Here is a 25,474-nt window from a genome sequence, read left to right on the forward strand (position 1 = left end):
GAACAACTCCAAGCATCGTCAATTTTAGATTCTATACTCTCTGTATAAATGACTTTGTATGATACCTTCTGTATCATACAAAAGAAAAAAGAGGAATAAAGTTCTTAATTTATAGACAAGATCATCATGTTTAAAGCACAAAATGTTTAACGCGACGCTTCATTTTTAATAGTGAGATGTACTTTGCTTAAAGCCTTAGATAGATCATTTTGTAGAGCAGATTCGAGATCAACTATTGCGAGACCTTTATTATCTTTTGCTTTAATTTTAACGATCAATGTTTGTGGATTTTTAGCAAATTCTCCTAAGGATTTTGAAATTTTTTCTGCTTCGTCATGATTTTTTAGCAGAATTTTTGGGGTCTGCGTCATCATTAGATAGAAATCGTCATAAAGTTCCTTTTTTAGATCATGTTGGCTGTCATTAAGATTTTGCGCAAGATAAGAAAAAAGCTTATCAATGAAACCTGCATCCGTATATTGTATATCAATTTCATTGATGCCAAGGTCTTGAGACGCAGCAATCATTATATTTTTCTGACCAGAAAAAAGCTTTTCATCAACATCAATAACCTTAGCCGAGATGTTCCCAGATCCAACGTTTTTCATATTGAAAGACATTGTATCAAGAAAGAGCATACGTTTTTTTTCATCGTAAGAAATATCAATTTTTCCTGAAACATTAAAGCGCTCAAAGTTCAGATTTTTGAAGAACTCTAAGTCTTTTTCATTCATTTTTTTAGGTAAAACGGAAAGGTTATTGAGAGAAAGAAAAAGCTTTTTAGGGATAGGTTGTTTCCACAAACTTGGTTTGAATTGGAATGATTCGAGCGTTGCTTTCAACTGCGGTATATCAACGGTGATATTATCAACTTTGGCATCCGCTGAGGTAATGGCGAGCAGTATGTTTAGAAGAAGACCATTTTGTGCTACTTTTTCAGCGATTTTATTATTCTCTTTTCTTGCATTAAGATAAGCTTTGATTAATTTTTCAGGAGTTTGCTCAAGCGGTTTCATCTTTAAACCAGATGTTTTAAACTGCCCAAGGAAGAAAGAGCTGTTTTTTTCTGCTTCTTCAAAAATATCGACACTTATATTATTCAAAGAAATGGGGCCAGTAACGGTTTTACCTTGATTGAGAGCATTGTTTTTTCCAAAAATGATAGAGTAGGCATAGTTGATGTCGATATCATGGGCTTTTATTGTATTACTTTTAGCCATAAGTTGCATCTGTTTGGCACCATTTGCTACGATCGTTTTAAGATCCATATTTTTGATACTAACTGAATGGATATGGTTATTTCTAAAATCAGAAAGCTGGAAATTCTTGATTTCAACCGTTTCTGTTCGGTTATTTTTATTTTCTATAGAAAGTTGTATATTGGGAGCAATAATTGAGGAAAGCTCAATACGCATCATTGATTGTAAAAGACGTGATGTTATCGTTCTATCTTTTTCTTTTAAGGATACATTCCGAAGGGAAATTTGGGGAATTTGCACATGAATATTATTATACTTTAAATCAACATTATAAAATGTAAAAGTTCCGGGAATAAAGGAAAGAGGAGGACGGGCAGAAATGGCACCAATTTTAAGTGATGTACCAGCTGGAACAGGTATTGTCACATTCTTCAAATTGATTTTACCTAGAATGCTTACTTCAGATGTTTCGGCTTTTATGGAATGACGGGCTATTTCTTTTCTTACAAAACTGTCAAGATAGGGTTTTGCAATATAAAATCCACCAACAATTATAATTGCCAAGATAGCAACAAATCCAATAATGCAAGTGAGCCAATATCTGAGGTTACTTTGATACCCACTATTAAGATTGACCATTCTTTCTTCTTTCATTTTTATCACTCTTTGAATTGAGAGTGAAGATAAATTCTTTTAAGCAACGACAAAGGTTTAAATATAGCGTGTACCAGTTTCAACAATTATCTACTCTCTATATTAGAGTTATTCTCATCTTTTTTGCAATATAGCTTTATCAACTTTTATCAATTTTCTTTGGGTTCAGCACTTTATAGAAAAGCACGCATAATAAGGAGAGGCAAGTTTATGCGCATCATAATTTTTTATCACTTTAAAATTATCCTAAAATATTTCGATGTCTGCTTTTATCTTGCTGCTGTTTATAGGAATATTTAAAACATAAAAAATATGTTCTTGTTCATTATAATTTAATGGGGAGAGGTAAGTGTTATGACAGAAAATCAAATAATGGCTTTTTCGATCATTGGTCTCATGATGGTTGTTTTTATTTGGGATCGATTTCGTTATGATCTTGTTGCTATTTGTACTTTATTAATAGCTTGTGCCCTTGGTCTTGTCAGTCCGAAGGAAGCTTTTAGCGGTTTTAGTAATGATATCGTTATTATCGTGGGGAGTGTGTTTGTTGTCAGTACGGCTGTATCTCGCTCTGGTATAATGGAATTTATTATTCAACGGATATGGCCAGACGTGAAATCGGTGCGTCTTCAATTAGCGTTTTTGGTTCTTTCTGTTGTCGTATTATCAATGTTTGTTAAAAACATTGGTGCTTTGGCGATTATGCTTCCGATAGCTTTTCAGTTTGCACGTCGTTCTCAGGTTTCTCCTTCTGTCTTTTTGATGCCCATGGCCTTTGGTTCTTTGTTGGGGGGGCTTATGACACAGATAGGAACATCTCCCAATGTTGTTATTTCAGCGATGCAAGAACGTTTAGCAGGAACACCTTTTACTATGTTTGATTTTACACCAGTTGGTGCGGTTGTTGCGACGGCTGGTGTTGTATATTTGGTTCTTTTTTATTGGCTTTTGCCTGTGCGTGTGCGTTCAGGTGTATCATTTGATGATGCCATTGATATTCGTAATTATGTTGCAGAAGTACATATTCCAATAAATTCACCGATTGTGGGAAAAAATATTGTTGATTTGGTTAAGCCATCAAGTGGTGATGTTATGGTGATTCAAATCATCAGAAACAAAGTATCTATTTCACCATTACCAGATTTTGTTTTGTCTGAAAATGATATTATTTTGCTGGAAGGATCACATACAGGGTTAGATAGCGTGATGAATTCTGCTCGTTTAGAGTTTTCTAAGGGGCGAACTATTGTTGCAGGTGATAAGGACAGTGATATTGATATTATTGAAGCAGTCATTACCCATAATTCACCTCTTATCGGTATTAGTGCGAAAGAGTTTTCCTTATTTGATCGCTATAATGTAAATTTGCTTGCGTTAAGTCGTCAACATGAAAGGGTGCGGGGAAGACTTGATGATATTATTTTCCATCTTGGAGATGTGATTGTTTTGCAAGGACAGGATGCAGTTATTCCAAATTTATTAAGAGAATTGAAATGCTTGCCCCTAGCAAAACGAAATATTGTGTTTGGAAATTTACGACATGGTTTCATCTCTTTAGCTGTTTTATTTATAGCAATTATTTTTACAGCTTTTCATATTGTTCCAGTTGCTTTTTCTTTCTTTTCTGCTGCTGCTGCAATGGTGATCTTTCGTGTTTTGCCCGCGCGTGATCTGTATCAGGCATTAGATGGCTCAATATTAGTGCTATTAGCGGCTCTTATTCCAGTGAGTGAAGCGTTAGAGAAAACAGGATGTACGGATCTCATTGGTCAATGGCTGAGCCAATTGGCAATATTTTTCCCGCCATCCGGTGCTTTAGCGCTTATGTTGGTGACAGCTATGTTGGTTACGCCATTTTTGAATAATGCAGCAACAGTGATGATGGTAGCACCAATTGCGTCAAGTTTTGCTCATTCCCTTCATTATAAGCCTGAAGCTTTTTTGATGGCTGTTGCAATTGGTGCGGGCTGTGAGTTTCTTACACCTATTGGACATCAAAGTAATATGCTCGTGATGGCGCCAGGAGGATATCGTTTTAGTGATTATCCACGTTTAGGTGCTCCATTGGCGGTGTTGATCGTTATTATTGCTGTTCCAATGCTTATGTGGGTTTGGCCTTTACAATAGGATATTTTTAGAAACTTTAAGAATCAATTATAAAAGGTTGTTAATCGTATGAAGATAAGTTGAAGGGATATACTTTATATAAAGAGCTTTAACTGAAGATTTGGAATTATACCACACTGTAATCATGGCGCTTCGGTATTTTTGATACAGATAAAAATTTATCTATTTGGTTTTAGTAGATATTCATGGAAATTTACTGTTTATTCAAGTTTTTTCAAGAATTGGTTTTTCTATTATAATTGTATAATCCAATACAACCAACGATTGCGGTTGAAGACTTTAAAAGATTATTCCTCTATATAATGGAGAGAAAGTTCGCTTGAGATGATAGGCAATCATGATAAATATTAAGGCAGTGAATTTTTCATAATATGTAAAAGCTGTAATGTGAACAAACAGGGTGCTTACATCATTTTCGATTAAGACTGTTGCAAAAATCTGATTGAATTGGCTACATGTTGATTTAAAATAAATAAACGAGCAATTTAAAGATTTTTAGTTAATTAGGGCTACCATCTTTATCCATTTATGCGTAAAAGCACAGGTGAAGTAACTTTTTTCAAGGTATGATATATGTCGTATGATAGTTTTATTGCTGAAGTGAATGCAGAATTTCGTCAGGAAAAGGCGCTTGCTTTTTGGAGACGGTATGGTTTTTCAATTATTGGAGCGGCTGTTCTTTTTATATTCATGATAGTTGCTTATCAAGTTTATCATCATACACAAATAAAGAAAGCTGGTTATATTGGTGATGCATTTGTAAAGAGTCTTGATCTTGCGGATACACGTGATTTTGATAAAGCGATAAAGCAATTAGAAACTGTTAAAACCTCTCATTTTGGGGGGTATCCTTTTCTTGCTCGTTTACGTGAGGCTTCTTTACTCATGGAGAAAGGTGATATTATTAAGTCAGTGGAGATCTTTGATTCTGTTGCAGCGGATGAGAAAGCACCGCAGATTTTGCAGAAAGTTGCAAAAATTCGGGCGGCTTATATTCTGGTTGATACAGGGACATTAGCTGATGTTGAAAAGCGCATCAAAGATATGGCAAGTGATACCGATCCTATGCGTATGTCTGCAAGAGAAGCTTTAGGCTTAGCTGCTTATAAGGCGGATAAAATGGATGAGGCGGTTTATTATTTTAAGAAAATTTCTGAAGAAGGTTCTTTGGGTTTAAAAATAACAGATCGGGCTCGAATGATGCTTGAGCTTATACAAGCTGAGGGCAAGGCAAATAAGGAATAAATCGATGAGCCTTACCATTGCTATCGTTGGTCGTCCCAATGTTGGGAAGTCAACACTATTTAATCGTTTGGTTGGGCAAAAATTGGCTTTGGTTGATGATAAGCCTGGTGTAACACGTGATCGGCGTATTCATGCGGCAAAACTTCAAGATCTACGTTTTGATGTGATTGATACGGCTGGGCTGGAAGAAGCAGGTGATCATACACTTGAGGGGCGTATGCGTTCTCATACAAAAGTTGCAATTGATGAAGCGGATCTTATTTTATTTGTATTTGATGCAAAGAGCGGAATAACACCAAGTGATTTAAATTTTTCTTCATTGGTTCGCAAATCAGGAAAGCCAATTGTGCTTGTTGCCAATAAGTCTGAGTCAAGAGCGGCAACAGGAGGAGAGTATGAGGCGTGGTCATTAGGTTTGGGGGAGCCATGCCCAATATCGGCTGAACATGGTTTGGGACTTAGTGATCTGCGTGATGCAATTATAGATGCTGTTGGGTCAGAGCATGTTTTTGGCAACAACAAAGAAGAAGATAGAATGATACAACCTGCATCTGTTGGTGATGATGTAAAGGATTTGGAAGAAGAAGAGCTTATTTACGATGAAAGTAAGCCCATTAGGATTGCAATTGCGGGGCGTCCCAATACAGGAAAATCCACTCTTATCAATAGTATGTTGAAACAAGAGCGATTGTTAACAGGACCAGAAGCAGGACTCACGCGTGATTCTATTTCTGTAGATTGGGAATGGCGTGGTCGTCATATTAAACTTTTTGATACTGCAGGTTTACGTCGAAAGTCGAGAATTCAAGAAAAATTAGAAAAACTATCTGTTGCAGATACTTTGCGTGCTATTCGTTTTGCAGAAGTGGTGGTCATTGTTTTTGATGCAACGATACCTTTTGAAAAGCAGGATTTACAAATTGCTGATCTTGTGATTCGTGAAGGGCGTGTTCCAGTTATTGCTTTCAATAAGTGGGACCTTATTGAAAACAGTCAGACCACATTGATTGATTTGCATGAAAAATGTGCGCGATTTCTTCCTCAAGTTCGTGGTTTGAGAGCTGTTCCTTTATCAGGACAATATGGTCAAGGGATTGATAAACTGATAGAAAATGTCATGATGATGCACCGTGTATGGAATCGTCGCATTTCGACGGCTAAATTGAACCAATGGCTTGGAACTGTTGTGGCACATCATCCACCTCCTGCGGTTTCTGGACGTCGACTTAAGGTTAAATACATCACACAGGTTAAGACACGTCCTCCTGGATTTATGATTTCCTGCTCGCGCCCCAAAAGTATGCCTCAGTCGTATTTGCGTTATCTTGTCAATGGGTTACGTGAAACATTTGATATGTCTGGTATACCCGTTCGCATATCATTACGAGCCTCTGATAATCCTTTTGCGACACGTTCCAAGAAGAAATGATAACTCTTTAATTTTTTAAGTGAATGAAATCTATACTTAAGAATCTTAAAAATAAGTTTTTTAAATGATCGTTCTTTTCATAAAAGAAAAAGTTTTATTTGCTAAAGTTTTAATTTTATTGATAATCATTTATCATGAGCGCTATTGAATAGAGTTCTCTCATCTTGATAAAGATCATTTATTTGCATGTCATGAGAAGAGTTTAATAGGGAGTATTTAAGAAAGAGTACATAATCCTCTTAATGGGTCATTAAAGTGCAAGAATAGATGCAATATGAGGGTAGGGGAATGTAATTATGATGCTTGTTTGAAAAGCAGCATTAGATTATCGTTTCATAAAAATAAAGCTTATGAATAAGCGCTTTTGCTTACGATAGTTTGTCTGAATAAAAAGCAAAAATATTTGCTGAATCTACGGATATTCAATTGTAAAGAGCGAAATTCATAAAAGTGGATTAAAATTGTATAAAGTAGTATGGTAATCGTATTTAAATTTTATTGTGTTCTATTGGCTTAATCTATTTGAAATTTTGGATTTATTAATATCTTGTATTTAAAGGACCTTCTCTTAATACCCTCAAGCTCATTTCGTGATGAGGCCTGTAATGGCGTATATAAAATACTTTGCGAATAGGATCATATAGAAACCATTGATTATTTCATTTTCATAAAATAAAAAGTGCAAGTTTATTCGAATAAAAGGAGAAAACCAACGCTCTCATACTGTTTTTAGCTTTCTATGTTCTCTTTCAAAACTAGGACTGATATAACATTGGGAGTCGGAAAATAAGATGGTATTGGTTTACACCTTTTGTTAAGTGTAAAAATGGTTGTTCTATGAGTTTTATATTATTCACGTGAACTTTTCGTTATACATTCACGGGTGCTGTCGTGAAATCGGTTTAGGTGCTTGGAATATCTTTTTAAGAAAGCATGTAAATTGAGAAATACGTTATTTCTGCAATAAAATTTATACGATAACTTGTGATAGATTTCTTTTAGTATCTTGACGAATAAATTCGGGAACAATATGATGCACACGGTTTTATGAAATGTATTCTTACGTTGCTTTTTAATTAAGGAGCCAATGATGGCGATGGGCGAGAAACCCGTTATGAGCCGTAAGGAGGCTGAAGAGGAAAAGCAAGGAGAGTGTCTTCATTCAGAGGATTTGGAATGTCGTAGTAGGAACTTAAGCGTAGCTTTAGTGCGCAAGCAAGCATTAAAGAAGCGGGAGCATAGGAATAAGCGGGAAAAATCACAAGGAAGGATGGCAGGTGCAATTAAGCTTTCCAGTGAGTTTCTGGCAAGTATTATAGTTGGTATTGTTTTGGGGTTGGGGTTTGATAAGTTAGCAGGTTCATGGCCTTGGGGATTGGTATTTTTTCTCTTCTTTGGATTTGCTGCTGGTGTATTGAGTATTCTTCGGTCTGTGGGGTATGTTTCCTCCAGTCAATTAGGAAAAAAAGGCGTATTGCGCCAAGATAAACAAAATAAAGGGGCCAATGAGAGGTCCGATAAATGAGGTTGAAGTGACAGCGCACGCTCCAGATCCTATTCATCAGTTTGAGGTTTTAAGGCTGATTAAGATTTCCATAGGAAATATGGATTTATCGTTTACAAATGTATCATTGTTTACAGTTCTCACGGTTGTTGTAACTTCTATTTTTCTCTTTATTTCATCATCGAGTCGTGGATTGGTTCCAACGCGGATGCAGTCTCTTTCGGAAATGGCATATGAATTTGTAGCATCGACTCTGCGGGAATCATCTGGTGTGCAGGGAATGCAGTTTTTTCCTTTAGTTTTTTCTCTGTTTACTTTTATTTTGGTTGCTAACTTTATTGGTCTCTTTCCTTATTTTTATACGGTTACGTCTCAAATCATGATCACGTTTTCGTTAGCAATGGTGGTAATTTTGACGGTGATTGGTTATGGCTTTTATAAGCATGGGGTCAGTTTTTTGAAACTGTTCGTTCCCAGTGGAGTTCCTGTTGTGGTTTTACCTCTGGTGACAATGATTGAGGTTATTTCTTTTCTCTCCCGTCCAATTAGTCTTTCTCTTCGTCTTTTTGCGAATATGCTTGCTGGTCATATTACGCTTAAAGTGTTTTCTGGGTTTGTTGTTTCAATGATTGGGGTAGGAATTGTAGGTGTGGGTGGTTCGATTTTACCGCTTATTATGACTGTAGCAATTACTGCTCTTGAGTTTTTGGTCGCATTTCTTCAGGCTTACGTCTTTACGGTTTTAACTTGTATGTATCTTAATGATGCAATTCATCCAGGACATTAATAGAACTGGCGGTTTTCCGTCGAATAATGCAATTTCGCTTTAAAGGAGAATAACATGGAAATGGTGCTTGCAGCAAAATATATTGGCGCTGGTCTTGCTTGCTTTGGTATGGCTGGAACAGCTTTAGGACTTGGTAATATTTTTGGTAGCTATCTTTCTGGTGCATTACGAAATCCATCAGCAGCAGATAGTCAGTTTGGACGTCTCGTCTTTGGTTTTGCTGTAACAGAAGCTTTGGGAATTTTTTCATTGCTCATTGCTTTATTACTTCTTTTTGGGGTTTAATCATTATCAAAAGGGTATGTCTGTTCTTGCATGAGGAAAGATTTACCCTTTTAGGCTCTTAACTAGAGAGATGCCAGAGAGATGTTTATCAGTTATCATCGGTTATAGAGGGCTTTAATAAGCTATTTAAAGGATGAAAGAAGATGTTTGTTTCAAGCGCTTATGCACAGAACACTGAAACGTCGATAGAACATATTAAAAAGGTAGCAGAGCATGCAAATCGTGTGTTTCCGCCTTTTGATTTTGTGCATTTTGGTTCGCATTTTTTCTGGTTGGCAATTTCTTTCGGACTGTTTTATCTTTTTATCTCCCGTGTAATTGTACCACGTATTGGCGGTGTTATTGAAACACGGCGAGATCGAATCGCATCTGATTTAGATCAGGCAATGCGCATGAAGCAAGAAGCAGACATTGTTGTTGAAACTTATGAGCGGAAATTAGCAGAAGCGCGTTTGAACGCGCAGGCTATAGCGCAGGTAGCTAGTAAAGAATTAAAAGAAAAGGCAGAACTTGAACGGAAAGAAATTGAAGAGAGTCTAGAGAAAAAACTCGCAGATTCTGAAAAACAGATAGCAAAAATTCGGGATAAAGCGATGCAAAATGTTGGTTCTATCGCTGAAGAAGTAGCTCTTGAAATTGTGAAAAAATTGATTGACGTTGATATCAGCAAAGAGGCTGTTCGTTCAGTTGTTAAAACTGCGGATTATTGAGGAAGACAAAGATGACTGATACTTTTTGGGCATTTGTTGGGTTGGTTCTTTTTTTGGCTCTTTTAGTCTATTTCCAAATTCCACAGAGGGTTATACACCATCTTGATGCGCGCGCGAAACGTATCAAAGATGAACTGGATGAGGCTCTGCGTCTTCGTGAAGAGGCACAGGAAATATTGGCTGAATATCAACGCAAACATGCAGAAGCAGAAAAAGATGCGCAAGAAATTATTGCAGCAGCAAAGCATGAAGTTGAATCCGTTATTGCTGAGGCCCGTGCAAAAGCAGAAGAATATGTAAAAAACCGCAATAAATTGGCAGAACAAAAAATTGCCCAAGCAGAAGCGGATGCAATACGCATGGTTTCTTCATCGGCGATTGATTTGGCAATTTCTACAGCAGGTACCCTTATTGCAAGGGAAATAGATTCTAACAAGGCAGATGAACTTATCAAAGAGTCTCTTGAGAAAGAATCATTTATCAAAATGAAAACATATCTTAATTAATGATATTTGAGAGATAAAGAACAGTCTCTTTGGTTGCATAATTTTCTCAATATTAATTAATAAAAGTCATAAAAAAGAAAAAATTATCTTCATTGTTTTTATCAGTTAATAGGGTATTTTGATTTTAAATGACAAGTTTTGAGAAGTCTGCAACCGATTGTGTAACAATGTGAGTGCGTTTGAGAAGAGCAAGACGGTTAGCACGAACATCAGTTTTTTTATCATTCACCAATACTTTTTCAAAAAATATATCAATCAATTTTCCAAGTGGCGCTAGCACACTGAGTGCAAATGATAAATTTGTTGCATTGATGGGAGCAAGAACCTTTCTTTCTACTTCACAGATTGCATGATAGAGCTGCTTTTCTTCTTTCTCGACAAAGAGCTCAGGATTAATTTCATTCGCTATTGTTGTGCTTTTTTGAAATTCATTTTCAAGAATATTGGCAGTACGTTTTACAGAGGCTACAAAGTTCATTCCATCGTGGGTATTGATGAAAGCGATAAGCGATTCGACACGACGTGCAACCAATAAAAAATCATCAGAATCTTTATTTAAAACGGCTTCAAGGGCATCGTAACGAGCGCCTTCCTCTTTTAGATAGATTTTCAAACGGTCATGAAAAAAGAATAACAGATCTGATAAAATATATTCTGTTTTTTCTGGAAGCAGATTCTGCAATTGTGAATTTTCTCTTTGAGAGATTTCATATTTATTTTTTTGTTGTAAGAAAAGATTCGTTGCTAACTGGAACAGCGGCATAAGATTGATTTTCCAATCTCGCGAAAGTACAAGCCTAATAATTCCCAATGCTGCTCGTCTTAACGCATAGGGATCTTTTGAGCCCGTTGGTTTTTCATTAATGAGCCAAAAGCCAACGAGCATGTCAATTTTGTCGGCGAGCATAACGGTTATAGCTAGTGGTTCTTGTGGAAGACGATCTGTTGGTCCTTGAGGTTTATAATGGTCTTCGATTGCTACAGCTACGCGAGGATCTTCCCCTTGAAGAAGGGCGTATTTTTGCCCCATAACACCTTGTAGTTCAGGAAATTCTCCGACAATTTCTGTTTGCAAATCAGCTTTTGCAAGGATGGCTGCACGTTTTGCTAAAAGAGGATCTGTTTGTATCAAAGGGGCAATTTCTTGTGCGAGTGTAGCAATGCGTTCTACTCTTTTACCTTGTGTACCTAATTTAGCATGAAAGGTTACATTCAAATGATCAAGTCGCGCCATTCTTTGATCGAGAGGTTTTTTTATATCAAGCTCAAATTTTTTTATAGAAGATTCCAATTGTTGAAGATCAGGCAAATCATGCTGATCGGTTTGCCAAAAATGAAGTGCATCAGAAAGACGGGCACGGACAACCTTACTATTTCCTTTCGAAATTTCTTTGCCTTCATCATTTGCAAGAATATTAGAAACGAGAATAAAATGATGAGAAAGTTTTACTTTTTCTCCTTGTTTGCGGGTGACAAAACATTTTTGATTGGCTCGAATGGTCAAGCGAATAATTTCTGGAGGAATATCAAGGAATGATTTGTCAAAATCACCCATCAGGATAACAGGCCATTCAACAAGACCAGCAACTTCTTCTAGGAGGGGATTATCTTGAACCAGTTCTAAACCGTTTGCAAAGCAGAGATTTTGGGCATCAGCTAAAATAATATTCTTTCGTCTTTCGGCATCCAGAATGACTTTATGGGTTTCAAGTTGAGTAACATAGTCATCAAAGCGGCGCACTTGAAATGGCTCTCCATCACTTAAGAAACGATGACCATAAGTTAAATTATTGCTTTTAAGAGAACCAATTGTAAACGGAATAACATGTGTTTCACCAATTTCTGGTCCGAAGATGCAAAGAATGTTTTGTAAAGGTCTAATCCACTTCAAAGTACCACTTTGTGCTGAATCTTTTCCCCAACGCATAGATTTCGGCCACGGAAAGTTGCGGATAATATCCGGTAAAATATCGGCAATAATTTCTTCTGCAGCTCGACCTTTTTTAACAATTTTAGCAATATAAAAATGCCCTTTTTTATCATCATGTCCAATATGCGCTTCAGAAACATCATTTAATCCTGTTGCACGTAGAAAACCATCAATTACATGCTGTGGTGATTTTATACTGGGACCTTTGCGTTCTTCATGGACATCTTTGGAGCGTGTGGAAAGTCCGCGTATGTCCAATGTTAGCCGACGAGGTGTCCAATATTCACGAGCAGCTTCATAGATCAATCCAGCATTCACAAGTTGATCTGTAACAGATTTCTTAAGATCAGCAGCAGCTTTTCGTTGCATACGTGCGGGGATTTCTTCACTGAAAAGTTCAAGAAGAAGATCAGACATTAGGCTTCTCCAGTATATATTTGTCCAGCTTCTGTGAGTAAAAAGGCTTCCCCACAACGGCGCGCGAGATTACGAACGCGAAGAATGTAATTTTGTCGTTCGGTTACAGAAATAACGCCACGTGCTTGCAAAAGATTAAAGATATGGCTCGCTTTAATACATTGATCATAGGCAGGAAAAACACAGCGATGGAATACATTTTCTTTATTTGGTTTTCCAGCATCAAGAAGTGCGCTGCATTCGCGTTCTGCATCGATAAAGTGCTGATGGAGCAGTTTTGTATCAGCAAATTCGAAGTTATAATATGAGTATTCCTGTTCTGCCTGTAAAAAAATATCTCTATAACTTATTTTGTTTTCTCCCTCCAAACCATTAAAGTTAAGGTCATAGACGTTATCAACCCCTTGGATATACATCGCTAGACGCTCAAGACCGTATGTGAGTTCCCCTGAAACTGGAGCGCATTCAATGCCGCACACTTGTTGAAAATAAGTAAATTGAGAGACTTCCATTCCATCGCACCAACATTCCCATCCAAGCCCCCAAGCACCAAGAGTGGGACTTTCCCAATCATCTTCAACAAAGCGAATATCATGCAGTTTTGTATCAAGCCCGATAGCTTGTAGCGACTTTATATAAAGTTCTTGTAGATTGAGCGGAGAGGGTTTGAGAAGCACTTGGAATTGATAATAGTGTTGTAAACGATTTGGATTCTTACCATATCGGCCATCTGTTGGACGTCGAGAGGGTTGGACATAAGCAACTTTCCAAGGGCGTGGTCCTAGAGAGCGTAATGTTGTTGCTGGATGAAAAGTCCCAGCTCCGACTTCCATATCGTAAGGTTGCAAAATTGCACACCCATAGTGTGCCCAATAATTTTGCAAAGTTAATATTAGTCCCTGAAAAGAACGTTTGGGGTTAAGATGTTCAGGCAGTTTCACGCTTTATACTCTTTATATTGAACTAAACAAAAAACAAAGTAATTTTAGTTTCTCTATTTATTATTTCATGTGGTTTATGGTTAAGCATCGTTTATTGCAAACCAAATTTCAACTTTTCTTGAATTTGTTCAGAATTTTCTGGTTTTCCGTCAATTGCGTGGTTCCATTGAAAGATTGCTTCACGTTTACGCCCAACTTTCCAATAGGCATCCCCTAAATGATCATTTAGTGTTGGGTCCTCAGGTTGTAATCTGACAGCATTTTCTAATATTTGCACTGCTTTATTATATTCTTTTAGTTTATAATAAGCCCACCCTAAAGAATCGAGAATATGACTGTTGTGAGCTTGTAAAGCAGAGGCTTTTTGTAGCATACGGAGCGATTCTTCAAGCTTCTCACCACGTTCCACAAGGGAATAGGCTAAATAATTAAGAACCTGCGGTTGATTTGGGAAAAATTCAAGTGATTTTCGCAAGTCAAGTTCTGCTTTTGGCCATTGCTTTAAACGTTCAAAAGCAATACCACGCTGATAAAAGAGTTTCCAATCGTCCTGCTGAAAGTTTTTTATCTTTGTAATAGCGTAGTCTAGAGTTTTAATGGCCTCAAGAAATTTATTGTCCTGCATATAAAAAGCAACGAGCGTTATCAAAATATTACGATCATTGGGAAATTTTTTATTTAACAATGTGAGTAATTTTATTGCTTCTTTGTAATTGTTGTTATTGGCAAGAAGGAATGCAAGATGAAGTTGTCCATCTTTATAATAAGGAGATTTAGGGGATAAAGCGCGATAAAGTTTAATTGCTTGATGTGGATCGTTCAATTTAGCAGAAATGTGTGCGAGCTGAAACAGTGTTGCGTCATTTTGAGGGTATAAGGCGAAAGATAATTGCTTAAAAATACGTGCAATTCGCCCTGAGTTTTTGTAGTTGAGGGCTGTTCCAAAATTATATAATACCTCGGCTGCTCCTTGTTGAGGTGTTTTAATAACTCTCTCTAAGAAAGAATTTTTTTCAATTTTTTCTTGAAAATTTTTAAGGACTTCTCGACCTGACAACATTTGTTCGCCATGCTGGATTGTTTGAAGAGCTTGGTTGCGCATATTATGGCGCAATTGGAATGAGGCATAGGCTATGATAATACGCTCATAAGTATTAGGAGCGATAAGAGTTCCCTGTTTGTTACTCAGTGCTTTAATGAAATATTTTTTTGCATCCTTTGGCCGTTCTGCAAGGTCGCTCATAAGTGCTAGATGATAAGATATAAAAAGATCATACCAGACAGGACCTTTGAGTTTCTTAAGATCATCGATTGCCTGAGATTTTTGTCCAGATCCAAATGTAATCCAAGCGCCGATGAGTTCAGGTATTGGATTATTGGACGTAGGAAGTTCCTTTAATTTCAGAAGAGCCTTGGCATTCTTATAATCTTTTTTGATGAGACTTTCTACTGACAAAGTTAAGGAAACAAAGGGAGTTATAACATCGTTCTCTTTGAGTTTTTGGGCTTGTTGGACAGCTTCTTTAAAGTTTCCGACCGAGAGCATAGCTTCAAGGAGCTCTTTTTGTGTTTCAATGTTATCAGGTTGATAAACCAGTGCTTGTTTAAAATAATTGATAGCAAGTTCTGTTTTATTTTCATGATTTGCAACCCGTCCAGCTAAATAAGCACCTGTAAATGAGCTTGTATGAGTTGCTGCACTTATTTTACTGTAGGTGAGGGATGGCATCAGCATGATACCCACGATAAAGAGGGCAAAAAGTCGAGATACCGTTGCAGAGCACATGGAGCTAATCCTTTTCAAGATAATCAATTGATGGTGTTGTTTATAGATCATATCTCATTATTTTGTTGAGAAATACTGCGATTCTTGCAAAGAATTCAGTTTACGCGCGCAATACAAAATTCAACAGTCTCAACGAGAGCATTATAAGCAAGATTTTCATTCATGGGAACAAGAGCATCAATTGCATATTTTCCATAGATGCGTGCTTGTTCTATTGTATCTGTGATACTATCATACTTTTCCATTAAGTGTTGCGCGTGTGCGAAGGATTCATCATTATTATTGCCATCTTCAAGCGCTTTTTTCCAGAAATCTTTTTCTACCATATTCCCACGCTCATATGCGAGAATAACAGGCATTGTGATTTTTCCTTCTCTAAAATCATCCCCTATATTTTTTCCTAAGTTTTGAGCACTACCGCTATAGTCAAGTGCATCATCAATTAATTGGAAAGCTAAACCTAAGGATGTTCCATATTCACGTAATGAAGAACGCTCTTTATTTCCATAGCCAGCAATAATGGGTCCTACTTCAGCGGCTGCTGAAAAAAGTGCTGCTGTTTTTGCATCGATGATTTTGAGATATTCTGAAGGGCTGGTTTTTATATTTTTTGCGGCAGAAAGTTGCATAACTTCTCCTTCAGCAATAATTGCAGCAGCGTTGGCTAGGACAGAGAGCGCTTCTATGGAACCGACATCGACCATCATTTTAAAGGCCTGGCCCAATAGGAAATCACCAACAAGTACACTTGCTTGATTCCCCCAAATCATCCGTGCTGTAGATTTTCCACGTCGTAAATTACTTTCGTCAATCACATCATCGTGTAGCAATGTTGCTGTATGCATAAATTCAACAGCTGTTGCGAGTTTTATATGCCCGTCACTTTGATAACCGAACATATGAGCAGAAGCGAGCGTAATCATTGGGCGTAATCGCTTTCCACCTGATGAAATAAGATGGTTAGAAATTTCAGGGATCATCTCAACCTCTGATTTTGCCATAGAGAGAATAAATTGATTTACGCAATCCATATCTTTTTGAGTAAGATTGACAAGAGGTTGAAGAGAAATTTGATTATTTCTTATTTGTTTTGGTTTGATAGCTGCACTCAATGTGTTTACTCCTAGAGTATTGCAATGGACATATATAAAATTTACTTTATTCATTAGCATAAAGGGGGTTTGGTTTTGACTCAAGCTTTTGATGTCGTTTAAAAGTGTTAGCTTGGAATGTTATTGGCAAGAAATGTTCTTTAGCGAGTGTAATCTTATTGTTATAAAATAATAAAAAATTTAAAATAGCAGCTGAATGGCAAAAATGCAGTTTATAAAGGTGAGCATTAGGCTTTTAAATGGATAAAGCAGCGAATCAGAGTGGTGAAACAATTGACAGTTTTCACCGCGGGAAATTTTATTTGGTTCAACCCCATAAATATGGTCATCGTTCTGGAATGGATGCGATGTTATTAGCTAGTTTGGTTCCAAGTGATTTAAAGGGCAAGGTTGTTGATTTAGGTGCTGGTGCTGGAGCTGCAGGGTTAGCTGTTGCTTCGCGTTGTCTGAAAGTTCATGTTACCTTAGTTGAACGTTCGGCTTTTATGATATCTTATGCTCAAAAAACGCTTATGCTAAAACAAAATAAACAATTTGCTAGCCGAATTTGTTTGCTAGAAGCAGATGTTACCTTCAAAGGGAATGCCCGTATAAAAGCAGGTTTGATAGATAATAGCTTTGATTTTGCGATTATGAATCCACCTTTTAATAATCCCACTGATCGCAAGACACCTGATCAACAAAAATCTGAAGCACATGTTATGCCTGAAGCGATGTTTGATAATTGGTTGCGGAGTGCAGCAGCGATTGTCAAGCCAGGTGGATACTTAGGGCTCATTGCACGACCACAATCACTAGTAGATATTTTGCGTGCTTTAGAAGGGCGCTTTGGTGGTATTTGTATCGTTCCTGTGCATGCACGTGCAAAGACAGCAGCAATTCGTCTTTTATTTTACGCAAAACGAGGAAGCAGAGCAGCTTTATCTATTTTACCGGCATTGGTTATACATGAAGGTAATGACCATACTTTTTCACCCCGAGTTGATGCAATTAATAATGGATATATAAGCTTGTGGGAACTTTTCTAATAGTATCTTGTGTTTTTTAGTTTATTATTTAAAGTCTACACTTTGTTGTTAGGGAGGTTTGACTTTGGATGAAATTATATTTCTGGTTGTAATGTGGGGATTGATTGGCATTTTTGGATGGTATCGCGTTCTTCCTTTTTGTTGTCCTTGCCTATTTAATTGTTCTTAATTTATAAGGAGATTTTGTTTTGATGGATTTTATTAAAAGTTTTATTCCACGCCGTTTTTCTTCCGATAAACTTGAAATTCCTGTGGTGCGCCTTCAAGGAGCAATTATGGATTCATCAGCATCTATATCTCGTACCCTTTCCCTCAGTAGGTGTGCAAATCTTTTAGAGAAGGCTTTCGCACACAAAAAGTCACCGGTTGTTGCACTTATTATTAATTCTCCTGGTGGTTCACCTGTACAATCGCGTTTTATCTTCAAGCGCATTCGTGACTTGGCAGAAGAAAAAAATAAAAAGGTTCTTGTGTTTATTGAAGATATTGCAGCATCTGGTGGTTATATGATTGCTTGTGCAGGGGATGAAATTTTTGCAGATCCTTCTTCAATTGTTGGTTCCATTGGAGTGGTTTCAGCTTCCTTTGGTTTTCCGGAACTTTTGAAGAAAATTGGTATCGAACGGCGTGTATACACAGCAGGAAAGAACAAAGTTACATTAGATCCATTTCAGCCAGAAAAAAAGGCGGATATTGAGCATTTGAAATCTCTCCAACTTGAAGTGCATCAAACTTTTATCGATTTGGTTAAAGAACGGCGTGCTGAAAAATTATCAGATGATTCGAATCTCTTTACAGGAATGTTTTGGAGTGGAAAACAAAGCGTTGGGCTTGGTCTGGTTGATGGATTGAATGATGTACGTTCTGTTATTAAGGAGCGCTTTGGTAATGATGCAAAACTTCGACTTATTATGCCTCCAAAAAGTTTTTTAGGACCTAAAACGCCTTCAGGAGTGACGGCACATACGGTCTATACAGTCGTTGATAGTGCATTGATGGCAGCAGAAGAGCGAGCTCTTTGGCAGCGTTATGGTTTGTGATGGAAAGGATCATTCAAGCCAGAGAGATTTTTATCTAAAAACAGATACTAGAAGAAAAAAGGCTTGAAATGATACGAATGAGAACATGTCGTTTATTTTGTATGAGAACTCTTTATATTTATTGTTTTTTAGAAAACGATTAAGAATATTCCAAGCTGTTTATAGGGCTCGTGCTAAAAGTATGGGTAAAAGGGGGAAATTTTTAAAAGAACCCTATGTAAGTGAATATTACGTCATATGATATCAAATGTACAAACTTCGTTCCAAAGACATTCCTATTTATTTACACCTATTAAATTGAATTTAGCTCTACATGTTGTAGGGCAACGTGCTGACGGGTATCATTTAATAGAGAGTTTGGTTTATTTTAGTCTTAGCGGTGATTGTCTACACTATGCACCTTGTGAAAATAATCAGTTTGTTTTGACGGGGTCGTTTGCAAAAGGGCTTGTTTCTCATTTAGACAATTTGGTTATTCGCGCAAGGGACTTTATGCATAAGACTTTTCCGGAATGTGCTCAACCTGCTTTTTTTCGGCTTGTAAAAACATTACCTGTTGCTTCAGGCATTGGTGGTGGCTCAGGTGATGCAGCTGGGGTTATCAGCATGTTGCGTCGGCAGTGGAATCTTGATTGCTCTTACGAAGAATTAGCAAAAATGAGCTTAGTTCTTGGTGCTGATGTTCCCATGTGCCTTTGTGCATTAGAGTATCAGCAGCCGCTTTTGGTTAAAGGAATTGGTCAAGAGATGATACGACTAAAAGAAGCTTGTTCATTAGCAATGGTATTGGTTAATCATGGACAAGAGATTTCAACACAAGCTGTTTTTAAAGCGTTAGAGAAGCGTCATAATCCTTCTTTAAAAATTAATACAGACGCTTTAAAGAGTGTTGATTCATTAGTTGAAGTTTTACAAGAAACGCGTAATGATCTTTTTTCTCCTGCATTAAAAATAGCACCTCAGTTAGCTGAAGTGTTATCTATATTAGATGAATGTGGGGCTCTTTTTTCCCGTATGTCTGGAACGGGAGCAACTTGCTTTGGCATTTTTAAAAATAAACAAACGGCGCAACAAGCAGCTCTTTTTATCAAATCAATGTACCCAAATTGGTTTGTAAAACCTATCATGACTTTAGGAAATATTTGATAAATAAATATAAAAGCTTTTATTTTATCATGATTTTATTATACATAATAAAAGAGGGTAACCAAAGAAATGTGTTTTTTTATTTTTTGTGCAAGAATTCGTGGAATGTTTGAAGAGCCATTTAAAACTGTAATGCTTGCAAAAAATGATCAGGCTACAGAAATAGATGTATGTTTGTTGTATTTGTGATGTATCAAAGATGTTTAATTTGCCGCTTCAACCAAATTTTTCGTGCGAATTGGATTTGCAAAAACAGGGTTTTTTTCATATAGCAGGTGTTGATGAAGTAGGACGGGGGCCTCTCGCTGGACCTGTGGTAACAGCAGCCGTTATCTTGGATAGAGATCGTATTCCTAATGGGTTAAATGATTCAAAAAAACTTTCTTTTTTCCAACGAAATAGACTTTATCATGAAATTTTGCAAAGTGCATTAGCGGTTTCAGTCGCCAGTCTTTGTGCTCGTACAATTGATCAATCTAATATTAGAAAAGCAACGTTAGAAGCAATGCGTCGCTGTATTATAGGATTAGCCATTCCAGCCCACTATGTCCTTGTTGATGGGCGTGATATTCCTTCTGAGTTGTCCTGTCCTGCAATGGCATTGATTAAGGGCGATCAGCGTTCAGTTTCAATTGCAGCCGCATCTATTATTGCGAAAGTAACGCGTGATCGGATGATGGAATGTACAGGACAAGTTTATAAAGGGTATGGTTTAGAGAAGCATGTAGGTTATGCAACGCTAGCGCATCGTACAGCTCTTGATAAATATGGACCAGTTATAGGATTACATCGTTATAGTTTTGCACCACTAAAAGAGTGTAAAAAAGGTAATTAAAATCAGTGATTTACTACAAGAGTAAAGGGTTTTATAATTCATTGATTCTATTATGTTTTTTGAGTGTCTATCCCTAACCTTTTTGAAGCTTTTTATCACTTATTCCTATCTATTTTTCCAGATATAGAATCAGATATTTCTAACATGGGCTTAACTCTTATTTGTTATTAACCGTATAGCAATGATATACGACAAGGGGCGGTAATGGCAATTGTGAGTTTTAAATATAAGGGCTTAAAATTATTTTATACAACAGGTTCCACAAAAGCTATTTGACCAGATCACTTAAAAAATTATGCGTTATCTTAACGGCTTTAACAAGTGCTACTACGCCTGAAATGTTGAGAGCGCCTGCCTTTAAAATACACCCTCTTAAAGGTGAACTTACAGGGTACTATTCTATATGGATGAATGGAAATTGGCGTGTTACTTTTCGCTTTATAGGAACAGATGTGGAGCTTGTTGATTATCAAGATTACCATTGATGAGAGGAATGAAAAAAATGACGCATAACCCCGCACATCCGAGTGAAGTTCTGAAAGTAGCTTTCTTAGAAGAAATGGGGATAACAATACAAAAATTAGCTGATCATCTCCATATGACAAGAGCTTCTTTATCAAGAGTGATTAACGGACATGCTTCTATAAGTACCGAGCTTGCTATTAAATTAGAATTAGCTGGTTTTAGTAAAGCAAAATTTTGGTTGGATATGCAAACAAACTATAATTTATGGCAAACAAAGCAACAGGCACAACCACCTATTTCTCTTCTTGTTTTTGATACACCTCAAACGCCGCTTTGATTTCGTTAATAATTTTGATGGTGCTTTGGTTTGTTTTTTTAGCTGCCGCCCATTGCTCTAACTTTTTTGTAGCTTTTTGATTGCTTCTGTTGCAAGTCGTTTTCTATCGGCTGTTTTGGTACAAAGGGATGCCATTTTATCTTCGCTCCAGCCAAAAAGCGCTTTCATTTGTGAAACCGTAGCACCAGCATTGGCAGCACGTTTTGCTGCTAATTTTCGCAATCGGTGCGCTGATTTTTTAATACCCGCCGCATTACATGCTTCACGAAAGAGGTTGCCAAAACTTTCTTTGACAAGCTTATTTCCACCTTTACCACAAATGAATGTTTGATCACCTATGGGACCAATTTTAAGGGTTTCCTCTAGTTCTGGTAAAATAGGAAGAAAAACACCTGTTTTAAATTGGCTCTTTTCTGTTTTGAGATAAATGATATTATCTTTGACGTCTTTCCAGCCGATACGAACGGCATCACCACGACGCAAGCCTGTATAAAGAAGAACATCAATCCAGACGCGTTCATGTGTACCATGTGACCAATGGTGATAATATTTGTCTATGTCCTCTTCTAGCCATGGCAGTAATCCCCCACTGTTTAAAGATTTTGGTGCTTTTATATTAAAGGCAGGATTTCTATTTAAAAGGGCATTATCAACCGCCCAATTAAAGAGATCGTTTAAAGAGGTCAAAAAATNTCTATTTAAAAGGGCATTATCAACCGCCCAATTAAAGAGATCGTTTAAAGAGGTCAAAAAATATTTTGCCGCTGCGAGAGTAGCTCGCCTTCTGTCTACGGCGTCAAGGATGTGGTGTTTTTCTATGCTTTTATGTGCACGATCAGCAATATTTTTAGAAACATTGTTCAGAATTCGATATTTAACTTTTTAGTAGATTCTAATTGATTATGCCATTGCATGCTTTGTAAATACTGATGCAATAACCAATCGAAAGAGCCTTTTGTAAGTCTGTTTATTTTCTTGGAGATGCCATTTTGCGCTTGTTTAATAGCCAGCGTATATTTGCTCTGATGGAAATCAATGGACTGTCATAAATTTTAGCTTTTCCACTAATAAATGTACCACCGAAAACTTGTGCATCCCCAAAAACTTTGGCATAACCATAGACTTTTGCATCATCACTTATTCAGCAATTGCCATCATGACTTAGATTGTCTTTTTTTTGTATAAAAGCGCCAAGATCACCTGCCTTTACATCTCCAAAGTCTCTCAAATCACGGATGCAGTAAAGTGTAATGTATCCACCAACCTCAATTGTTTCATTAGTCAGTTCATATTTCTTTTCCTTGATTTGCGCAGAATTCACCCGTAGCGTGAATCATGCATCACTTAAAAGTTATTAGGAATGGGTAGGGCGCTGGGAGGCATATGGGCACTCCCATTTTTTAAAAATATGCAAATTTATTTTTTTAGATGTGCTTAATTTCATATTTCCAATCAGGCAACGGAATGAGAGCTAATGCGAGTTGTCCTCTATGACACATGCATACATTAGCTTCAAAACAGGTGATTGCAACGCGCTTTTTGTTTAAAAAAATTTGATATAATTTGTTTATTGCACAAGAATTATCCTTGAGAGTTGTATTTTGATAATCTTCAAAAAGGCGATCATAATCTTTTGTGTTTTCAAATTTCTTCGTTTTTCAGAGGCAATTCCAAGTTCAGGCATATGCCATATATTCAATATCAATGTTGTTTACAACTTTCTCTAATTGTCTTTTTGAAAATCCGTATTTTCTGCTTATTGGATTTTTACGAATATCATACAAAAGTTTAATATTATTTTTGATAAGTTGATTGAAATAGTCCTCAAAGGATTTTCTTTCATAGCCAATGGTAAAAAACAAAAGCTCTCATCTTTAGCAGGCTGTATGATAATATGTTTGATGTTACACACGTTTATTTCCTTAGTAAATAGGTGGGGGCTCTATGAGCGCCTCTTTCCAAAAGGATAAATCCTCCAGTGATTATCACAGCGTTGTGGAGCAAACAGGGGTTAAAGCTGGTGATGGCGGTTTTGATATCACTGTTAAAGATAAAACAACTTTGACCGGAGGTATTATTGAAAGCACAGCCTCGGCAGAAAAAACAGCCTGACCACAGGAAGTATCAGTACCAGTGATATCACCAACAGTGCGCATGCTCAAGCCAGCAGCCAAGGGTTTAGTCTTTCTGGGAATGACACGATAAAGAACATTGCCAAAAATGTTTTAAATCACGGCAAAGCCAAGGATGGAGCAGAAGGGGAAACCAAATCTGCTATCAGTGATGGGAGTATCATCCTTACTGATATAACTGGACAGACGGCGATGGGGCAAGATGCTGGACAAATCATTGGCTCTCTCAACCGTAACACCGCAGCAGCCCACCAAGCAGTAGGACAGCTAGATGTCGCACCGCTTGAGGGGGTAGTGCATAATCGCGTAGATATGATCAATGATTTATCGGATGAAGGATTGGGATACTTTGATAAAATTTATAAAATCGCCTATGTCAAAAAATATCCTGAGGGTGAGGTTGAGCATGATGAAAATGGCAATGTCCTCTATGCAACAGATAAAAATGGAAACTATATAAAAGACAGCTATGGAAGAAAAATACCTCTGTATCACTATTTAACACCAGAAGAAGAAAAACATTTACAAAAAGGTTCTGATGGCAAGGTTCATATGTTTTACAATGGTATTTTACCTCACCAGATGATGCTGCGCGTTATACTGTCCAGTTTGCTGACAATGATCATGGTCCCCTTTATTTTACATACTTCCCAGAAGCTGAAGACTGGGAAGTGGAAGTAGGGATAGCGATTTTTCAGAAGTTTCTGGAAGGTAGATTTTTTTTTTTGGATTGACCAATTCAACCAAGAAATTCCAGGATATAATGTATCTTTATGGCAATACAGGATTGCATGATGATGCCCATAGTCGTGGTACCATAACAGCAGGAAATGGATCATATAATTTAGTAAAGCATGGTGTTCTCGGTATAGCAAAGGAAACAATGGTTAATTTCTTTGGTCCAGCTTATAATACTCAAGACATGGCAGATACGTTATATATCTTAAAGGATGGCAAGCAAACCACTGTCGGCTTGGAAAACCATACAGATGATTTTGTTGGTGTAGTATTTGGTGGAAATCCCGCTACTTTTTACCAGAGACCCTTTGGTAGTAACGCAGTTAAAGAGGCAAAGAAAGTACTATTTAGTTATCCCAGCCCTCATGTTTGTTATGCAAATGCGGATCGAGCATGTAGACATGATTATGGTTCATCTCACCGTATACAAATTGATTCAATTAATTCATGGAGCAAAAAATGAAACAAACCTTAAAATTATTAAGTGCGATAACTCTATTGAGTATAGCTGGGTGCCAGTTTACTAAAACTCCCTCATCTTCTATAGGGGCATGGAAGAAGCCAGGAGCAGATTTTACAGAGGTAGCAAAAGCATTATTAGAATGTGGTATGCCAACTCCTTATGATAAGGATCCAGAAAGCAGAAAGCTCAGCTACAATGCAAATGCAACCATTGATGCTTGCATGCTTCAAGCAGGATTTCGCTATAAATATGATGTGGGGGGAGGCTGGTGTGGAAATCATAAAGCCGAAAACTTGCCCATTTGTCGTCCAGGTGCTATCATATCACAGCGCAGTGTCAAGAAGCGCTTAAACAGCCCTTATTGTAAAAAATATAAAAATGCACCTGAATGCAAACCTTAAGTCTTTCTTGTGATGATCAACAATCCGCCATCCTTGCCTTCGCTTGGAATGGCGGGATTATTTCCTCAACCAATCATCTCAATATTGTTCACCGTTGTTTTAATGAAGCGATGACAGAAAATATCAACAGGCTTATGAGCTTTTTATCGTAAATAAATCCATTAAAAGAGGGGAATAATGAAGAAAATCTTAAAACTGTTGAGTTGTATAGCTCTGTTAAGTATCACTGGATGTGTTAACTCAATTCCCTCACTTTC

General features: G+C 37.1%; 24 protein-coding genes and 3 pseudogenes. 19 read left to right on the forward strand and 8 right to left on the reverse strand.

All coding sequences use genetic code 11. The features are described from left to right. Nucleotides 1-146: 146 nt before the first annotated feature. Complete coding sequence (locus ACFIK4_RS02800; protein ID WP_375668505.1) at nucleotides 147-1,853, reverse strand: hypothetical protein; 1,707 nt, start codon at nucleotides 1,851-1,853, stop codon at nucleotides 147-149. 354 nt (nucleotides 1,854-2,207) lie between these two features. Here ACFIK4_RS02800 and ACFIK4_RS02805 point away from each other — a divergent pair, with 354 nt between their 5' ends. From ACFIK4_RS02805 to ACFIK4_RS02840, 8 genes are all read left to right on the forward strand, one after another. After that, entirely contained in the window at nucleotides 2,208-3,980 is a 1,773-nt protein-coding gene (locus ACFIK4_RS02805) for an SLC13 family permease (protein ID WP_375613534.1), read from the forward strand. Between the two features lie 573 nt (nucleotides 3,981-4,553). Continuing rightward, the gene (locus ACFIK4_RS02810; RefSeq protein ID WP_375612087.1) at nucleotides 4,554-5,225 is read left to right on the forward strand and encodes a tetratricopeptide repeat protein; all 672 of its coding nucleotides are present in this window, start codon (nucleotides 4,554-4,556) and stop codon (nucleotides 5,223-5,225) included. A 4-nt stretch (nucleotides 5,226-5,229) separates the two neighbouring features. Next, complete coding sequence (gene der / locus ACFIK4_RS02815) at nucleotides 5,230-6,654, forward strand: ribosome biogenesis GTPase Der (RefSeq protein ID WP_375674916.1); 1,425 nt, start codon at nucleotides 5,230-5,232, stop codon at nucleotides 6,652-6,654. Between the two features lie 1,090 nt (nucleotides 6,655-7,744). Continuing rightward, nucleotides 7,745-8,179, forward strand: coding sequence for an AtpZ/AtpI family protein (locus tag ACFIK4_RS02820; RefSeq protein ID WP_375612110.1), 435 nt, complete (start codon nucleotides 7,745-7,747; stop codon nucleotides 8,177-8,179). 7 nt (nucleotides 8,180-8,186) lie between these two features. After that, nucleotides 8,187-8,945 carry a F0F1 ATP synthase subunit A gene (locus tag ACFIK4_RS02825; protein WP_375612111.1) on the forward strand — a complete coding sequence of 253 codons (759 nt, stop codon included), beginning with the start codon at nucleotides 8,187-8,189 and terminating at the stop codon, nucleotides 8,943-8,945. A 54-nt stretch (nucleotides 8,946-8,999) separates the two neighbouring features. Then, a complete protein-coding gene (locus ACFIK4_RS02830) occupies nucleotides 9,000-9,230 on the forward strand; it encodes a F0F1 ATP synthase subunit C (RefSeq protein ID WP_005773968.1) in 231 nt (76 codons plus the stop codon). 143 nt (nucleotides 9,231-9,373) lie between these two features. After that, nucleotides 9,374-9,940 carry a F0F1 ATP synthase subunit B gene (locus ACFIK4_RS02835; RefSeq protein WP_375612089.1) on the forward strand — a complete coding sequence of 189 codons (567 nt, stop codon included), beginning with the start codon at nucleotides 9,374-9,376 and terminating at the stop codon, nucleotides 9,938-9,940. An 11-nt stretch (nucleotides 9,941-9,951) separates the two neighbouring features. After that, on the forward strand, nucleotides 9,952-10,446 hold the full coding sequence (locus ACFIK4_RS02840; RefSeq protein ID WP_375638039.1) for a F0F1 ATP synthase subunit B: 495 nt from the start codon (nucleotides 9,952-9,954) through the stop codon (nucleotides 10,444-10,446). A gap of 124 nt (nucleotides 10,447-10,570) precedes the next feature. Here the strand turns inward: ACFIK4_RS02840 and glyS are convergent, their stop codons facing one another. From glyS to ACFIK4_RS02860, 4 genes are all read right to left on the reverse strand, one after another. Next, nucleotides 10,571-12,793, reverse strand: a complete 2,223-nt coding sequence (gene glyS, locus ACFIK4_RS02845) for a glycine--tRNA ligase subunit beta (protein ID WP_375638042.1) — start codon at nucleotides 12,791-12,793, stop codon at nucleotides 10,571-10,573. Further along, nucleotides 12,793-13,734 (reverse strand): glycine--tRNA ligase subunit alpha, encoded by a 942-nt coding sequence (locus ACFIK4_RS02850; RefSeq protein ID WP_375606430.1) that lies wholly within the window; start codon nucleotides 13,732-13,734, stop codon nucleotides 12,793-12,795. Before ACFIK4_RS02850 ends, glyS begins: the two co-directional genes overlap by 1 nt. Nucleotides 13,735-13,825: 91 nt before the next feature. Then, a complete protein-coding gene (locus ACFIK4_RS02855; protein ID WP_375612092.1) occupies nucleotides 13,826-15,520 on the reverse strand; it encodes a tetratricopeptide repeat protein in 1,695 nt (564 codons plus the stop codon). Between the two features lie 95 nt (nucleotides 15,521-15,615). After that, complete coding sequence (locus ACFIK4_RS02860) at nucleotides 15,616-16,692, reverse strand: polyprenyl synthetase family protein (RefSeq protein WP_375629760.1); 1,077 nt, start codon at nucleotides 16,690-16,692, stop codon at nucleotides 15,616-15,618. A gap of 179 nt (nucleotides 16,693-16,871) precedes the next feature. On the opposite strand from ACFIK4_RS02860, the gene ACFIK4_RS02865 reads away from it, so the two are divergent. From ACFIK4_RS02865 to ACFIK4_RS02890, 6 genes and pseudogenes are all read left to right on the forward strand, one after another. Beyond that, nucleotides 16,872-17,660 (forward strand): tRNA1(Val) (adenine(37)-N6)-methyltransferase, encoded by a 789-nt coding sequence (locus ACFIK4_RS02865; protein ID WP_375629758.1) that lies wholly within the window; start codon nucleotides 16,872-16,874, stop codon nucleotides 17,658-17,660. A 191-nt stretch (nucleotides 17,661-17,851) separates the two neighbouring features. Continuing rightward, complete coding sequence (locus tag ACFIK4_RS02870; protein WP_375612095.1) at nucleotides 17,852-18,700, forward strand: S49 family peptidase; 849 nt, start codon at nucleotides 17,852-17,854, stop codon at nucleotides 18,698-18,700. A 237-nt stretch (nucleotides 18,701-18,937) separates the two neighbouring features. Beyond that, nucleotides 18,938-19,846: a 4-(cytidine 5'-diphospho)-2-C-methyl-D-erythritol kinase gene (locus ACFIK4_RS02875; RefSeq protein WP_375629755.1), complete on the forward strand. Its 909-nt coding sequence runs from the start codon at nucleotides 18,938-18,940 to the stop codon at nucleotides 19,844-19,846. Nucleotides 19,847-20,045: 199 nt separating this feature from the next. After that, a complete protein-coding gene (locus ACFIK4_RS02880) occupies nucleotides 20,046-20,681 on the forward strand; it encodes a ribonuclease HII (protein ID WP_375629754.1) in 636 nt (211 codons plus the stop codon). Nucleotides 20,682-20,885: 204 nt separating this feature from the next. Further along, a pseudogene (locus ACFIK4_RS02885) lies at nucleotides 20,886-21,166 on the forward strand (type II toxin-antitoxin system RelE/ParE family toxin). Between the two features lie 17 nt (nucleotides 21,167-21,183). Beyond that, nucleotides 21,184-21,483, forward strand: coding sequence for a HigA family addiction module antitoxin (locus tag ACFIK4_RS02890; RefSeq protein ID WP_375629753.1), 300 nt, complete (start codon nucleotides 21,184-21,186; stop codon nucleotides 21,481-21,483). A 57-nt stretch (nucleotides 21,484-21,540) separates the two neighbouring features. Here the strand turns inward: ACFIK4_RS02890 and ACFIK4_RS02895 are convergent. From ACFIK4_RS02895 to ACFIK4_RS02905, 3 genes and pseudogenes are all read right to left on the reverse strand, one after another. Continuing rightward, nucleotides 21,541-22,499: pseudogene (locus tag ACFIK4_RS02895) on the reverse strand (tyrosine-type recombinase/integrase); the annotation flags it as partial. 125 nt (nucleotides 22,500-22,624) lie between these two features. After that, nucleotides 22,625-22,804, reverse strand: coding sequence for a hypothetical protein (locus tag ACFIK4_RS02900; RefSeq protein ID WP_375674922.1), 180 nt, complete (start codon nucleotides 22,802-22,804; stop codon nucleotides 22,625-22,627). Nucleotides 22,805-22,907: 103 nt separating this feature from the next. Continuing rightward, a pseudogene (locus ACFIK4_RS02905) lies at nucleotides 22,908-23,345 on the reverse strand (DUF488 family protein). 82 nt (nucleotides 23,346-23,427) lie between these two features. Between ACFIK4_RS02905 and ACFIK4_RS02910 the strand changes: the two are divergent. From ACFIK4_RS02910 to ACFIK4_RS02930, 5 genes are all read left to right on the forward strand, one after another. Continuing rightward, complete coding sequence (locus ACFIK4_RS02910; RefSeq protein WP_375629751.1) at nucleotides 23,428-23,595, forward strand: hypothetical protein; 168 nt, start codon at nucleotides 23,428-23,430, stop codon at nucleotides 23,593-23,595. 212 nt (nucleotides 23,596-23,807) lie between these two features. Continuing rightward, nucleotides 23,808-24,296 carry a hypothetical protein gene (locus ACFIK4_RS02915; protein ID WP_375629748.1) on the forward strand — a complete coding sequence of 163 codons (489 nt, stop codon included), beginning with the start codon at nucleotides 23,808-23,810 and terminating at the stop codon, nucleotides 24,294-24,296. An 82-nt stretch (nucleotides 24,297-24,378) separates the two neighbouring features. Beyond that, the gene (locus ACFIK4_RS02920) at nucleotides 24,379-24,816 is read left to right on the forward strand and encodes a hypothetical protein (RefSeq protein WP_375629745.1); all 438 of its coding nucleotides are present in this window, start codon (nucleotides 24,379-24,381) and stop codon (nucleotides 24,814-24,816) included. Beyond that, the gene (locus tag ACFIK4_RS02925; RefSeq protein WP_375674924.1) at nucleotides 24,813-25,217 is read left to right on the forward strand and encodes a hypothetical protein; all 405 of its coding nucleotides are present in this window, start codon (nucleotides 24,813-24,815) and stop codon (nucleotides 25,215-25,217) included. The genes ACFIK4_RS02920 and ACFIK4_RS02925 overlap by 4 nt, the downstream gene beginning before the upstream one ends. Next, a complete protein-coding gene (locus ACFIK4_RS02930) occupies nucleotides 25,205-25,369 on the forward strand; it encodes a hypothetical protein (protein WP_375613522.1) in 165 nt (54 codons plus the stop codon). The genes ACFIK4_RS02925 and ACFIK4_RS02930 overlap by 13 nt, the downstream gene beginning before the upstream one ends. Nucleotides 25,370-25,474 lie beyond the last annotated feature (105 nt).

This window comes from Bartonella sp. AP9QHHD, assembly GCF_042195625.1.
Classification (GTDB): Bacteria; Pseudomonadota; Alphaproteobacteria; order Rhizobiales; family Rhizobiaceae; genus Bartonella.

Excerpts from the sequence above, each read along its gene's own strand:
- ACFIK4_RS02915 (WP_375629748.1), top strand. The coding sequence starts at position 23,808 with ATGGGGCAAGATGCTGGACAAATCATTGGCTCTCTCAACCGTAACACC.
- glyS (WP_375638042.1), bottom strand. The coding sequence starts at position 12,793 with ATGTCTGATCTTCTTCTTGAACTTTTCAGTGAAGAAATCCCCGCACGT.
- ACFIK4_RS02820 (WP_375612110.1), top strand. The coding sequence starts at position 7,745 with ATGGCGATGGGCGAGAAACCCGTTATGAGCCGTAAGGAGGCTGAAGAG.
- ACFIK4_RS02910 (WP_375629751.1), top strand. The coding sequence starts at position 23,428 with ATGAGCGCCTCTTTCCAAAAGGATAAATCCTCCAGTGATTATCACAGC.
- ACFIK4_RS02865 (WP_375629758.1), top strand. The coding sequence starts at position 16,872 with ATGGATAAAGCAGCGAATCAGAGTGGTGAAACAATTGACAGTTTTCAC.
- ACFIK4_RS02805 (WP_375613534.1), top strand. The coding sequence starts at position 2,208 with ATGACAGAAAATCAAATAATGGCTTTTTCGATCATTGGTCTCATGATG.
- ACFIK4_RS02920 (WP_375629745.1), top strand. The coding sequence starts at position 24,379 with ATGTATCTTTATGGCAATACAGGATTGCATGATGATGCCCATAGTCGT.
- ACFIK4_RS02810 (WP_375612087.1), top strand. The coding sequence starts at position 4,554 with ATGTCGTATGATAGTTTTATTGCTGAAGTGAATGCAGAATTTCGTCAG.
- ACFIK4_RS02830 (WP_005773968.1), top strand. The coding sequence starts at position 9,000 with ATGGAAATGGTGCTTGCAGCAAAATATATTGGCGCTGGTCTTGCTTGC.
- ACFIK4_RS02855 (WP_375612092.1), bottom strand. The coding sequence starts at position 15,520 with ATGTGCTCTGCAACGGTATCTCGACTTTTTGCCCTCTTTATCGTGGGT.
- ACFIK4_RS02860 (WP_375629760.1), bottom strand. The coding sequence starts at position 16,692 with ATGCTAATGAATAAAGTAAATTTTATATATGTCCATTGCAATACTCTA.
- ACFIK4_RS02800 (WP_375668505.1), bottom strand. The coding sequence starts at position 1,853 with ATGAAAGAAGAAAGAATGGTCAATCTTAATAGTGGGTATCAAAGTAAC.
- der (WP_375674916.1), top strand. The coding sequence starts at position 5,230 with ATGAGCCTTACCATTGCTATCGTTGGTCGTCCCAATGTTGGGAAGTCA.
- ACFIK4_RS02925 (WP_375674924.1), top strand. The coding sequence starts at position 24,813 with ATGAAACAAACCTTAAAATTATTAAGTGCGATAACTCTATTGAGTATA.
- ACFIK4_RS02890 (WP_375629753.1), top strand. The coding sequence starts at position 21,184 with ATGACGCATAACCCCGCACATCCGAGTGAAGTTCTGAAAGTAGCTTTC.
- ACFIK4_RS02835 (WP_375612089.1), top strand. The coding sequence starts at position 9,374 with ATGTTTGTTTCAAGCGCTTATGCACAGAACACTGAAACGTCGATAGAA.
- ACFIK4_RS02930 (WP_375613522.1), top strand. The coding sequence starts at position 25,205 with ATGCAAACCTTAAGTCTTTCTTGTGATGATCAACAATCCGCCATCCTT.
- ACFIK4_RS02880 (WP_375629754.1), top strand. The coding sequence starts at position 20,046 with ATGTTTAATTTGCCGCTTCAACCAAATTTTTCGTGCGAATTGGATTTG.
- ACFIK4_RS02875 (WP_375629755.1), top strand. The coding sequence starts at position 18,938 with ATGATATCAAATGTACAAACTTCGTTCCAAAGACATTCCTATTTATTT.
- ACFIK4_RS02870 (WP_375612095.1), top strand. The coding sequence starts at position 17,852 with ATGGATTTTATTAAAAGTTTTATTCCACGCCGTTTTTCTTCCGATAAA.
- ACFIK4_RS02840 (WP_375638039.1), top strand. The coding sequence starts at position 9,952 with ATGACTGATACTTTTTGGGCATTTGTTGGGTTGGTTCTTTTTTTGGCT.